The sequence below is a fragment of the Ignavibacteriota bacterium genome, from assembly GCA_016212665.1.
GTDB lineage: Bacteria > Bacteroidota > Ignavibacteria > UBA10030 > SZUA-254 > FW602-bin19.
In genome coordinates this window covers 48,785-61,719 of record JACREZ010000037.1, presented here as the reverse complement: position 1 = coordinate 61,719, position 12,935 = coordinate 48,785, and the positions used below count along the sequence as shown (strand labels likewise).

The following is a 12,935-nucleotide window of genomic DNA, read 5'->3' as shown; positions in this document are numbered from 1 at the left end:
TGACATCTAACCATTCATAGGGAGGAGAGTTGATTATTGAGGTAAGCAACTGTATATTTACTTCGGATAGTGTAACCATGAAAAAAACGAAGTCTGTTTCTGATGTTACTGCGACAAATACTAAGGAAGGTGAACCATGAATAACAACGTGAACACCAAGGAATCCTCCTCCGGTGTAAGGGACGATTTCATGGTACAACCGCCGTGTTGCTGTGTGGAACGTGACACCCAAGCAAATAAGGATATGTCAGAGAGTTTCATGAAAATATTTTTTATTCTCCTTTTTTTACTTTTTGTTGTCACCTCGTCTGGATTTTCCCAGCATTTGTGGGATTTACATTTAGTGAGTGAGAATTATACTGGAGTGGCTAACGATACTTCTCGGCAGAATCTTAGGAAACTCATGAAGGATGAGAAATCTGTTAATGCGGCATTGCTTCTGGCATATTATCATGGAGAACAGGATCAGTTGTTTATTCTTGACAGTTTGAGAAGTTGGGCTTATGCTGATACATTGCCATTCAATACTTTTCATTATTTTAACTACCAACGTGTAAGAGGATATTTCGGAGATGAGGGGGCAATACAGGGGTTTGATACCTTGATAAGGTATAATGGTTTTATTTCAACTTCAATAAAGTTAAATGCAATATATTTTCTGACTGAGGCGGGAATATTTTCATATTTTGATACTGTACTGAATGCTTATAAAAAAGATGGAATTATTAAACAAACTGCAAGAGTTGTAATGGGAGAATATGGGAAAAATCAAAATTATTCGACGCAAATTAAATTAATACTTGAAAATGAAATCCGAGATTCGACTGATTATGTTGCCTTTATGGTAAGTGCTACTGTACTGGCAAAGTTTGATAAGCAATCTGCAAGGTCAATTCTAGAAGATTTATTCTATACAAATAGTGGAATCTACAGAAGCAACTTATTTCACGGTTTGAAAAAGATAGATCCGGAAGGTCAACCTGAACGTTCTATTTGGGCTGGACCTAATGAACCGGATCCATACTTGAGATCAGAGTACTATCCCGGCGTCGGCTTTATAGAAGGTAATTTATGGGCGAAGCGTTACTACGAACCATTTTTTATCAATTTTATGTTAAGACAAATTCAAGTTGAGCAGTCTAATTTGGTGCGATCTGAAATTAAATCATTTTTAGATGCATTTGCACCAATAAAGCCAATTGATTCTATAACGATTGTTGGATTATTAGACACACTCATTTCATATAAGCATCAGATAGCAGGATACAACTGGCTCTCCGATTCGAATTTTGTAATTGAACTTGATAGCTTCCTTTCCAACGCTCTTGGTTATCTCTCGCAGGGAGATTCCAACAACTGTTACCGTCAAATCAAACTCTTTCAAGAAAAAGTAGATGAAGAGTATCGCGATTCATTAGATGAAGATAACAAAACAATAACGCTTGAAGGTTGGAAATTTCTGTACTATAACGCTCAATATCTTCTCGATAGATTATTAACTTCAGAAAAACAAAAGTGAAGGATTAGTTGTTAGAGCATTCCAATATTTCCTCGGATGTCATGGACGATGAGAGTGTCTTAGAACTAGGTTTTCGGAAATATTATTTCGATTCTGGTAGGAAATAGTCGAAAGTAATTTCGACCTACAAACGTATGGTTACTTCACCATAGTTTACCAAAAAGTTTGAACTATTCCGGACGAGATAATTTCCCGGTCCTTTGTTATAAGAGCGCTTTCAGTTATAAGCGCCGTTGCTACAATTATTCTGTCATGAAGTTCCGGAATCGCTTCTAACCTTCTCATCTGCAAGAGAATGTCAAAATCAAATGGATGGATTGTGTAATTTTCACTTGTCACAAGATTCGATAAAAATTCTCCGTAGTCAAAAGTAATTCTCTTCTTCTCACCAATCATTAAGACTTCGGAAAGAACAATAGTGGGAACGATAATTTGTGTAAGCCCTGCATCTGCTTCCATCATACAAGATTCAGCCCTGCGGGAAATGAAAGTCAATTCGGCGAAGTACCAAATCAGGCATGGGTATCAACCGTATAACGTTTCATTGTTCCTTATCGAATTCATACAAGGGTTTAAAAAGCGATTTTTTTGCGTCCGCAATATCTTCTTCCGTTACATCAATACCTTTCCAAATTCCTTCAAGTTCAACAGGTTTTGATTGATGCTTTAGTTTTGTTTTCAAATCGTGGATTTGAGATTCGATTTTTTCCAGTTCTTGAATTATTTCTGTCATACGGCGCTCGTTTATTTTCTTTCTGAGTCCAATGTACAAAGCGAAAATAAGAGAAACAAATGAATATTGTTTGCGACGACAGTTTGAGGCGACAGACATTAACTTTGCGAAGGTTTTAGTGGTAATAAGGTGCAGAACAAAGAAACGTATGAAGCAATTGAGAAGTTGAACCTTCTCAAGGTTATTAAATTACTGATCTCAATTGCGGGTTAAAAAATTACCAATGTTCTGGCTGAATGACAAGTATTTATTGAAAGCCTTGTCGGGAATTTCTTACTAATGCACAATCAAACATTTATCCGAGCGTTTGTTGGATTTTTGAGGTGCGATGTGAGGAGATTTTTCATAATACTGATTGGAGGTTAGAGTTTGATATCCTTGTTTGGTCGGAAGTTTGAACCCACTCCTTTGCTAATAACTAAAACTCAAATTCTTCTTGTGTTCTATTTTTGGGATTTCCTACAATCTTATATACTTCAGGAAAATCTGTTGTTCCTTCAATTTTCGGAATAAGTTCTTTTAATGCTTGATTGAAAATTCCGATTGCCCACTTATTGCGGTTTGTAATTCTAAATATAAAATCAACCTCATCTGGTTTCCAAGTTGTCGGAGTGTTTGATTTAACACCAAAGGCAACACCAATTAAAATATTTCTAACCGTATCGTTTTTATCAATGACCTGTGCAACAACTAAAGTTTCTTTCAAAGCTACCTGTAATTTCCTGTCGTTCTTGTAACGCAGGATCTTTGCTGTGTCTTTTTCAATTTCTGATTGTTGGAACATTCCTTTACTTTCACTTAGAACAACATCAATCTTAGCGTTTTTTGTCGGTGGTAAAGCAATGATGTCGGGATATTCACGGGGTTGTGCTTTTCCTAAATCGGGGTCGGGAAGAATTGCTCCGCCACCCTGTGAGCCAGGATAAGAGATAGAAACAATCCTGAACTTGTTTGGAATTAAAACCCTGTGTACAATTGCGTAAGTAACTTCATCTTCATCAACTTCAATTGTCTCTGCAGTTGTCGGCGATGCAGTTGTAAACGTTGTGGATGAAAAATATTTTTTCATGAGTGAAAGAATTTCTCCTTTACTGTTTCCTAATAGTTTTCGTCTATCCCACACAAGTTTAATTCCGTTGTGATTGAGAAACATTCCGTCAAGGAAATAAGCTATCGTTGCCACAACTTTATTTTCAGAAATTTTTGCTTGATGTTTCTCCCAAACAGGTTGAAAATTTATTGTTGAGTTTTGTTCCTTCGCTTCTCTTGCAACTTTTATTAATTCTGCTGTAAACCAAGATGGAACTCCACCACTATCTTTTTCAATCGCTTCTTTTAGTTTGCTCCGAAGCGTAGTCAAACTATTCAAATCCTTTTTCATTATCTCATTCCCTCTCGGTCTTACCAATGCATAAATGCCAAAAACTTTGTGGGTGTGAGAAAAGACAAATGAAATGAATGTCAAAATTCCTCTGTCAGGGTCCATTGCATGACTGAAACGATTTATCTTTGCTGCAACCCAGTCCTTACGAACAAAGTATCTCAACTTGTTCATGTTTCCGTTTCTATCTTCTCTCGCTTTCCACTCTTGCAATAATTCATTTGTTCCTGTTGCAGCATCAACCTCTTCGCGAAATATCTTGTATGATTTTGTTTCCTTTAAAGATTTTATAGAATTAACGAACCAATTTTTCTCCGATTGTTCAAATACTTTTATACTTGCTTGAATTGTATCTTTCAAAATTTGAATTACAGGCGGACAAGCAGGAAACTCAGTATGTCGTTGCAAATTGAATTTATTGTTTTTGTCTGTTCCCCAGTCAGCAATGATGTAACCTTCATATTTGAAAGTATCAATCAATATTTTAGGAGTTGAGTAGGGATTATATTCAGCACCACCGAATTCTTTTTCACTTTTCTTGTGTCCAGAAATTTTGATGTAATACATTTCTGAAAAATACGCAGCAACTGCACCGTAGGTGCGCTGAAGTTCGTGGTCTTCAGTTTTTACCGCTTCTGTAAATTCAATTAAAGCTAATGGATATTCAACATCATTTTTTACTGCAGTAATTAAGGCATCGGGTGTAGTGAACGATAAGATTGATGATAGAGCACCATTGGAAAGTTGAGTTGCTTTCTTGGGTCGTTTGATAAGTTTGACTGAGGTTTCCTTTGAAACTACCTCGCTAATCATTGGCAACAAATAATCGTTGCCCTGTTCTAAACATTCATAGTAAAGACGAATTTCTTGCATTATACTTTTTCTAAAATGATTAAATGTTCCTTCTTACCTTTCTGTGCATAGGAAGGATTGAAAATTTTTGAATGGCTGGATAAATCAGAAGATAATATTTCATTCACCTTGAAACCTATGCTTGGAGCAAAGTCGGAAATTTCTTTCTCAATTTTTATCAATTCCTTTTTTATTACGCTGTCGCCAATTACAATGAATGCAAAATGTTTGGGTTTTAATACTCGCTGCATTTCAGCAAAACATCTGATCAAATCTTCGTTCCACTTTTCTTTTTTTTCTTTCAAACTTGAATACTCTCGTCTTGAACCGATCTCATTGTATTGGGCGAATTTCACATCAAGGTCAAGCCAGCGTTTGCGGAATTTATGATACAAATAATAGTCATATGTATTTGCGTATGGTGGCGAAGTAATGATGATGTCTATTGAATTATCCGAGATGAAATCTAAGTTCCTACTGTCAGCATTAAAAATCCTTAAGTCTGTTTCGTGGCAAATAAGTTTTGAAAACTCTGACATTCGCGTGTTATATTCTTTTGCCTTCTTGCAAAACTGTTCAAGAGTGTAACAGTCCAAAACGTTTTTCTCTATTGCAGCAAATCTTGTATCACTATCTTGGTTTGAGACTCTTACAATAATTGAGGACAAAACAATTTTTAGAAAATTTTGTACACCCTCATCATTTTGTTTGCTGATTTCATTCAATAGAAATGTAATTTCTTCTGAAACATTATTTTGAAACCAATGGTCTTGTCCTTCAATTTCTTTTACTTTAATCTTTGGCCTACCAGAAAATTTCCATTGAAAAATATCTTCTTCAATTTCTATGATGAAGTTTTCAATTATTGAAAACTGCTTTTCTGAAAGTGGTGTTGCTTTCACCTGAGAAAGTAAAACAGAAAGCCCGTTTACATCAACTCCCACTGCATTCAATCCATAAATCCTTGCTTCAACAAGGGTAGTTCCTGAACCGCAAAAAGGATCAAGAACAGTTTGTCCTTTGACTGCATAATCTTCCAAAATTTTTTTTGGTAGCTGTGGTGGAAACTTTGCAGGATACGGATGTAGAGAGTGATTGAGATAAGACGTATCCTCACCGTTAAAATCAAACTCCATCTCTCTATTAGTTTTTACCATTACTTCGGTTTTCTAAATACAACAATAAATGAACAATTTTGATTAACATAAAATACGCTTGGATATCCAAGTAACACTAATCTTCTTTGTCCAGTTTGGTCCCAAATAATTAAATCCTGATATAACCATCCAACTTCCTGTCCAACTGCTGCTAAGTCAGAATGGAAAGGTACATACGGAATCTTATTTTTCGTGTTTCTATAATCTTTCACCACCCAACATGAATAACCTCCCGGCTTTGTGACCTCCAAATTATCCTTCAAGATATGTTTAATTCCTTTCAAAAAATCTTTGTAAGGCAAATTACCAAAGTCATGTTCATGGTCGCTATATTGTTTTACCGTGCTGTTGTTTTCGTGTGTGATGATTGATGTCTTATGAACAGTTGCTCTGTCCTTTAATGATCTTTGAATAAAATCAGCATACGGCGGCGAGGTAACTGTAAGTTGAATTTTATCTTTTCGGATATGCATTAGCATATTTCGACAATCATCATTAATGACTTTGTAATGTTTGTCGTTTGCAAAAAGTCCCTGCACATCATTTAACCATTGCTGTGCGATGTTGGAAAATTTAGGATTGAGTTCAATGCCTGCTCCATGCCTGTTAAGTCCATGTGCCGCAATTATTGTTGAACCAATTCCAAGGAAAGGGTCAAACACTGTGTCACCTTCCGCTGAATACATTTTTATTAGTCGTTCAGCAAGTTTTACCGGATAAACAGCTCCATGTTCTAATTGATATTTGTTTCTTGGAGAAGAAAGATCATTCCAGACTGGATTGAGAATCTCTTTTTCATCAATGACGTTTTTCGAGAGCAGAGCCCATTCTGTCGGTGTGAGATTGTTAAAACCTAGTTTAGTTTTTTTTAATTCTTTCTCTATTTCCCGCTTTACTGTGTAAGGGGGGTCAGCTTCAGAAACTTTATTCGATTTTAATTTGAGTTCTTGACGATTCTTTTCAACAAAATTATCCCAAACATCATTCTTGACTATACGTCTTGCACCACCAATTTTTACAGATGGTATTATTTCTTTAGAAATATATCGCTTTACGGAAACCTCGGAAACTTTAAGTAATCCCGCAGCCTCTTTTATAGTGAGCAATATTTCACTTTCATTCTTTGTTTTCTTTTGTCTCGGCATTCTAAGTCGTTTTTTTAAAGTATCAATTAGTATCAGATAATATTGATGTTTTTTTCATTGAATACAAATATTCTTTTCTATTTACCTAGCAAGTTACCATTTGTAAATGACTTGATTTCTATCATAAACCGACAGTTTAATCAATCAGATAATTCCGCTTTATATAATACATCATTAGTCTGTTCTTTGACCAACATCTTGCCACAAATATACATTTTGTATCAGGAAACTATCAGGAAATTCCTGATACAAGCATCAGGAATTTCCTGATTGACACGCCTTCATTCCTGATGTATATTACTCCCGTGATTTTTCAGAAGGAAAAAATATCAACAACGTTTTCGGCAAAGATGAGTTCTCTTTCGGAAGGCATCTCCGGCAGACAGATATTTTCAATCCCCAATTTATATTCATCAATCAACAAGCCTTGAAAGGAGGTGAAAAAATATGGCAGCGCGTGATTTTTACCCGGGCGCAGATATGAACGTGATGCGATGGTGGGAAAACCTCAATACGAAGTTAACCAACCATGCGGCAACACTCGGTCTTTCGGGCGGACAATTGACTCAGGTGCAGACGCACTTCGATGCTATCAAGCAAAAACTTGCAGAAGTCGAAGCGGCGAAAAGCACGCTCAGGTCTCTTGTCGCCGCGAAAATACAAGTACTCGAAGAAGCGGAAACCTTCATCCGGAATCTTGTAGCAACGCTCAAACTCCACCCGAACTTCACGCAGGCAATCGGAGAAGACCTGAATGTCTTCGGTTCTTCCGCTCCGGATGAATCCTCAATTATTGCAAATGCGAAGCCTGAGTTTCAGGCAATAGCGCTCGCAACAATGGTAGGGCTCGAGTGGGTGAAAGGACTGTTCGACGCAATCCTCTTCGAACGGAAACGGGGCAACGAAACCACGTTTACGTTTTTCGATAAGGATGACCGCTCTCCCTGCAATGACAAAGATGCAAATCTTGTTGCGGGAGTTCCGGAAGTTCGAACCTATCGGGCAATCTATCTCAAGAACGGCGAACCCGTAGGCAACTGGTCTGACGAAGTGCGTGTGACAGTGCTGATTTAACCTCAGCATACGAACTCCTCAATCATGTGGCAGGACGAACTCCTGCCACTTTTTGTTTTGTATATCAGGAGCATGTCGCCGAATAGTCGTTGTGGGGTAGGGATTGCTTCATCCCGCTTCAGCCAATGGCTCGTAGAGCAGGATGAAGCAATCCCACAGCATCTTTTGGGTATGAGGCAGCAAGGTTATTATCCTTCATTGTGTGAAAACGTTCTAATTTCGATTGTTTTCCGTCCGTAATTGAATTCCGGACGTCCGTAACTCCGCCGCGGACTCCCGTAGCCGAGCCACGGACTCCCGTAGCCGCGCCACGGACTCCCGTAGCCGTGCCACGGACTCCCGTACTTGTGCCACGGACTCCCGTACTTGTGCCACGGACTCCCGTGCTTGTGCCACGGACTCCCGTGTTTGTGCCACGGACTCCCGTAGCCGCGCCACGGACTCCCGTAGCCGCGCCACGGACTCCCGTACCTGTGCCACGGACTCCCGTAGCCGCGCCACGGACTCCCGTAGCCATGCCACGGACTCCCGTACTTGCGTCACGGACTCCCGTAATTGCGTTGCGGACTTCCTCAACTGCTCTACGGATTCCAGTATTCGCTTCATGGGTTCCCGATCTCGATTGCATAGAGGTTGTTCTACTTTCATTCGACATGTTGAAATAACACCCCATACTTGAATATTTTTCTAAAAACTCCTTGTTTTTATCATGGAGTTTAGTTACAATTCGACTGCTAAAAAGCCCGTTTTTCAACTACTACAATGAAACACGTAGTTTATTCACACCGTAGTTCACTGCATGTTTCATTACATTGAAGTTTAAGAATCATCAACCAAAATTTTCAAAAAGGATAACGTATGAAATTTTCTGTTTCTATTTTTCTGGCGGTCATGGTATTTGTACTGCCGACATTTCTTTTTGCTCAGGCGCCTGCGAACGATGAGTGTATTGGCGCCTTTGCTGTTGATACATTGCCATATATTTACAGCCAGAATACACGAGTGGCAACATCAAATGTTCTTGACCCATATCTACCGTGTGCTGAAGGTGGCGGGGGAAAAACAGTCTGGTTCACGTTTACACCAGACACTACAAGATTTTTCACGATTACAACGCGGTACAGTACACCGGCGGGTCCGGATGGCGCCTATGATGTTGCGTTAGGTCTTTTTACAGGTATATGCAACAGTCTTAATTTGGTAGAATGTAACGACGATATTATTCCCGGTAATCCTCGTCAATCTGAGTTGACAGTTTTTTTAGACTCGGGCGTTACGTACATTGTCCATGTAGCAGAGTGGAAAGGTGGAGGACCTAATGGTGGAGTACCAACAGGTGGTGATTTAGTGTTTGAAGTTTTTCCGGATTTTCAGAAACCATTATATCAAGGACCTAAAACGGGTTCCGTTGCAAGCGGTGCGACGACAAACACGGGTTTGTTTATGAACATCAAACCGAATGAAAATGAAGAACAAAAAATAATAAAGAATCCTGTCTATCCTTCTTTAATTGAAGCGCAGAAAGGGACAGTTCGTCCGACAGGAAAAGTCGGTTCAAATCTTCAAAAAGGAGAAACGATGAATACGAATTCCGTTTCTCAACCTGTTGTGTTAAATAATTTTCAGGGAATGACTCCCTCCGGTGCAATTCCTCCCGACCCGATTTGTGCCGTTGGTCCGAACCATGTTATTACGATGGTGAACTCACGATTCAGGATTTTTGATAAAAACGGAACGATGCTTCACCAAATAGAACTTGATTCATGGTTTTCAAATGTCAGAAATCCAGTAGGCTTCAGCGACCCGCAAGTGTTTTATGACCACTTTGCTAATCGTTGGGTGATGGCGGGCGGTGGATTTGCAGAACCATATTCCCTGCTTCTCTCTGTTTCGGATGATGATGACCCGAACGGAACGTGGTATAACTGGTCGTTACCTGCGGGACTTGGCGACTCGGCTACAGGAAACTTACCCGATTATCCTCAAGTCGGATTCGATGCTGATGCGGTGTACATTACTTCCAATGAATTTAACCCGACATTAAAATACAGCAGAGTAAGAATCATAGAAAAATCTCAACTCTATAATGGTACTGCGGGAAGTGTTAGTTGGTTTGACTTTTGGGATTTCCGTGAGCCCGACCACAGAAGTGTTCCGCTCACTTCACTTCGTCCTTCAATTCAGTTTGGTCAACCGAATGTTCATTTCATGGTGAATACTTCGCCTTATACACCGGGAACATTTTTTACTGTCTGGACAATTTCCAATCCGACAACATTTCCATCTTTAACTGCTGTGAATGTTCCCGTTGTTGAATATTATTCGGCAGGAAATGCAAACCAACTCGGAGGGTCGAGCACATTATTAGAAGCAGGCGGCAGTGCGATAAGGCACAAGACTGTGTATCGCGACAGTTCCTTATGGATGGCACACTCGATTGCCTACGATTCGGGAAGTTCCTATTCATCGTTGCGTTATGTCCGGTTGAATCCATTTACATCAACAAGCCTGGAAGATGTTGCGATGGGGATGCCGAGTTATTGGCATTATTATCCTTCGCTCATGGTTGATGCGAACAAAAGTGTCGTGATTACCTACACACGTTCGAGTGTGTTTGATTACCCCGGGATGTATGTTTCTGGAAGAAAAGATACTGACCCGCCCGGACTGGCGCCAAGTGTGGTGGTGAAAGCCGGAGAAGGACATTACCAATTAGTTGGCGGCGGAAGAAATCGTTGGGGCGATTACAGCGGCGCAGGATTAGACCCTGTTGATACAACGGCAATCTGGGTGAATGGTGAATATTCACTGAGCAATAACAACTGGGCAACGTGGGTAGGTAAAATAAAATTATCGCCGGTTGAAGGAAAATATATTTATGGAACGCCTTCAACAATAGATTTTGATGAAGGAGAAATCGGTACACAAGGTGCAGGGAAAACAGTCATGTTACGAAATTTCGGAGTGGACCCGGTTGAACTTTCGGATATTGTTTTATCAAGCCCGCACTACACATTGCTCAATGAACCATCGTATCCATACTCAATTGCTTCCGGTGATTCCTTCGCTTTAAACATTGCGTTTGTACCACAGGATACAGGTGTTCTCTCAACAACCTTGGAGATTGTTAGCAATGATGCCGAGCGTTCTCCGTTGCAGGTGGAATTATCCGGGGTCGGATTCAGAATTATTCCGGTGGCAAGTGGAACGATGTACACAACCTCCGGCAGTTCGGATGGCGGACGGTTGTTTACAATTGATGAAAGCAACGGAATGACAACGTTAATTGGTAATTCTGATTACCAGCAAGTTGTCAGCTTACGTGTTCACCCGACGACGAACGAATTGATTGGCTTGGTACCGGTCGGCACAACACATCTGCTTGTACGAGTAAATAGCGAAGCCGGTGATGCTCACCCGATTTCTACAATCAATCTTCCGACATTGAAAGGAATGGAATTTATCAATGATTCAACGTTGTATGTTGGAAGAATCAATGGAAAAATTTATAGTGTAAATTTCTATACCGGAATTGCGACGGAGATTGCAAATACTGGAATCGTTATTGCCGGTCTTGCCATCAATCCGGTAGATGGACAACTGTGGGCTTCAGTCCGCGCGTTTTCCGGTCCCGACCAGATTTATAAAATCAATATGCCATCCGGGACAAAAACATTAGTCGGAACAACCGGTTTCAATCAGCAAACGCAGGATATTATTTTTGATGGAAACGGAAATCTGTATGGCATTACCGGTTACTCAGCACAGACAAACAGATTAATTTTAATTGATAAGCAAACCGGCGCAGGTACGGAACTTGGCTCGACCGGGCGGACAAATTTGCAGTCATTAGCATTTGCAAACGGTACGTCATTCGATTTGACAACATTTAGTCTCCGCCCATCATGGAATATGTTGTCGGTACCGGTTACGGTTGCCAATGCCTTGATTGACTCTGTCTTCCCGACTCACTCCTCGAATGCTTTCTCGTTCGACGGGAGATATATAAGTAACACCACGCTGGAAAACGGAACAGGGTATTGGGTAAAGTTCAATGCATCGAAGTTTCATCTCTTAAAAGGAACATATCGCGGCGATGACACGATTGCTGTACGCGCAAAGTGGAATATGATTGGTTCGGTGTCGCAATCAATTCCAACGAGCGCGGTATTCCCGGTTCCTCCGGTGGATATTCTTTCTTCGTTCACGTGGTACAATCCCGATAGCGGCTATCAGGTGAAAACGACAATTGACCCGGGCAAAGCATACTGGGTGAAGACCGATGAAGCAGGCGAGATGATTTTGAATTACACAACGGCGTCAAAGAATATTGTGCATCACAACGATGTTGATGTGTTGAAGAATCTGAATGAGTTGGTGATTAAGGACAAGGCGAATCATTCACAATCGCTGTATTTTGGTCAGCGTGAAAACGGAATCAACACGGACCGATACGAAATGCCGCCTCCTCCGCCAAGCGGAACATTTGATGCGCGGTTTGGAACGAACAGCATGATTGCACTGCACTCATCGAATGTCTCTTCGGAAACATTCCCGGTACAGATTGAAGCAAGCGCGTATCCTGTAACGCTCTGCTGGAATATTGATGAGAATATAAATGTTCGGTATTCAATTGAAACATCAGATGATGACGGACAGAACAATCGTTCCGTAACAATGAAAGGGAACGGAAGCATTTCGATTTCAAGTGCAACAACGAACGTTCGGTTACGCGTCAGTGAAAATGTACTCCCGGCGGAATTTGCATTGAATCAAAACTATCCGAACCCGTTCAATCCTTCGACCGTCATTCGTTATGAGTTACCCGTTTATAGTTCTGTCAGTTTGCGGGTGTTTGATGTGTTGGGGAAAGAAGTTGCATCGCTCGTAGAACAGGAACAGGAAGCAGGCGCGTATGATATTTCGTTCAATGCTTCGGCGCTTGCAAGCGGTGTCTATTTCTATCAATTAACGGCAGAGCCGCTTGATGCTTCAAGCGGCAAAGCGAGATTCCAGAGCATTCAGAAGATGGTGCTCATGAAGTAAATCTCAACTAAGGTAAATACCATTCAGA

Annotated in this window: 9 protein-coding genes; 3 read left to right on the top strand and 6 right to left on the bottom strand. The window is 40.3% G+C overall.

Annotation, left to right across the window (positions count from 1 at the left end; translation table 11 throughout):
- Positions 1–136: 136 nt before the first annotated feature.
- Complete coding sequence (locus tag HY960_13255) at positions 137–1,519, top strand: hypothetical protein (protein ID MBI5216713.1); 1,383 nt, start codon at positions 137–139, stop codon at positions 1,517–1,519.
- Between the two features lie 153 nt (positions 1,520–1,672).
- Here the strand turns inward: HY960_13255 and HY960_13250 are convergent, their stop codons facing one another.
- The 5 genes from HY960_13250 to HY960_13230 all read right to left on the bottom strand — a co-directional run bounded on the left by HY960_13250 (position 1,673) and on the right by HY960_13230 (position 6,787).
- Positions 1,673–1,981: a PIN domain-containing protein gene (locus HY960_13250; GenBank protein ID MBI5216712.1), complete on the bottom strand. Its 309-nt coding sequence runs from the start codon at positions 1,979–1,981 to the stop codon at positions 1,673–1,675.
- Positions 1,982–2,060: 79 nt separating this feature from the next.
- Positions 2,061–2,252 carry a hypothetical protein gene (locus tag HY960_13245; GenBank protein MBI5216711.1) on the bottom strand — a complete coding sequence of 64 codons (192 nt, stop codon included), beginning with the start codon at positions 2,250–2,252 and terminating at the stop codon, positions 2,061–2,063.
- 418 nt (positions 2,253–2,670) lie between these two features.
- Positions 2,671–4,506, bottom strand: a complete 1,836-nt coding sequence (locus HY960_13240) for a hypothetical protein (GenBank protein MBI5216710.1) — start codon at positions 4,504–4,506, stop codon at positions 2,671–2,673.
- Positions 4,506–5,642 (bottom strand): hypothetical protein, encoded by a 1,137-nt coding sequence (locus HY960_13235; protein ID MBI5216709.1) that lies wholly within the window; start codon positions 5,640–5,642, stop codon positions 4,506–4,508. The genes HY960_13240 and HY960_13235 overlap by 1 nt, the downstream gene beginning before the upstream one ends.
- Complete coding sequence (locus tag HY960_13230; protein MBI5216708.1) at positions 5,642–6,787, bottom strand: helix-turn-helix domain-containing protein; 1,146 nt, start codon at positions 6,785–6,787, stop codon at positions 5,642–5,644. Before HY960_13230 ends, HY960_13235 begins: the two co-directional genes overlap by 1 nt.
- A 447-nt stretch (positions 6,788–7,234) precedes the next feature.
- On the opposite strand from HY960_13230, the gene HY960_13225 reads away from it, so the two are divergent.
- Entirely contained in the window at positions 7,235–7,861 is a 627-nt protein-coding gene (locus HY960_13225; protein ID MBI5216707.1) for a hypothetical protein, read from the top strand.
- A 118-nt stretch (positions 7,862–7,979) separates the two neighbouring features.
- On the opposite strand, the gene HY960_13220 is transcribed toward HY960_13225, so the two are convergent.
- Positions 7,980–8,489 (bottom strand): hypothetical protein, encoded by a 510-nt coding sequence (locus HY960_13220; GenBank protein MBI5216706.1) that lies wholly within the window; start codon positions 8,487–8,489, stop codon positions 7,980–7,982.
- A gap of 1,895 nt (positions 8,490–10,384) precedes the next feature.
- On the opposite strand from HY960_13220, the gene HY960_13215 reads away from it, so the two are divergent.
- The gene (locus HY960_13215) at positions 10,385–12,907 is read left to right on the top strand and encodes a T9SS type A sorting domain-containing protein (GenBank protein MBI5216705.1); all 2,523 of its coding nucleotides are present in this window, start codon (positions 10,385–10,387) and stop codon (positions 12,905–12,907) included.
- Positions 12,908–12,935 lie beyond the last annotated feature (28 nt).

Bases quoted from the DNA above. Each gene is read 5' to 3' on its own strand.
- HY960_13225 (MBI5216707.1), top strand. From the start codon at position 7,235: ATGGCAGCGCGTGATTTTTACCCGGGCGCAGATATGAACGTGATGCGA.
- HY960_13250 (MBI5216712.1), bottom strand. From the start codon at position 1,981: ATGATGGAAGCAGATGCAGGGCTTACACAAATTATCGTTCCCACTATT.
- HY960_13235 (MBI5216709.1), bottom strand. From the start codon at position 5,642: ATGGTAAAAACTAATAGAGAGATGGAGTTTGATTTTAACGGTGAGGAT.
- HY960_13245 (MBI5216711.1), bottom strand. From the start codon at position 2,252: ATGACAGAAATAATTCAAGAACTGGAAAAAATCGAATCTCAAATCCAC.
- HY960_13230 (MBI5216708.1), bottom strand. From the start codon at position 6,787: ATGCCGAGACAAAAGAAAACAAAGAATGAAAGTGAAATATTGCTCACT.
- HY960_13240 (MBI5216710.1), bottom strand. From the start codon at position 4,506: ATGCAAGAAATTCGTCTTTACTATGAATGTTTAGAACAGGGCAACGAT.
- HY960_13220 (MBI5216706.1), bottom strand. From the start codon at position 8,489: ATGCAATCGAGATCGGGAACCCATGAAGCGAATACTGGAATCCGTAGA.
- HY960_13255 (MBI5216713.1), top strand. From the start codon at position 137: ATGAATAACAACGTGAACACCAAGGAATCCTCCTCCGGTGTAAGGGAC.
- HY960_13215 (MBI5216705.1), top strand. From the start codon at position 10,385: ATGGGGATGCCGAGTTATTGGCATTATTATCCTTCGCTCATGGTTGAT.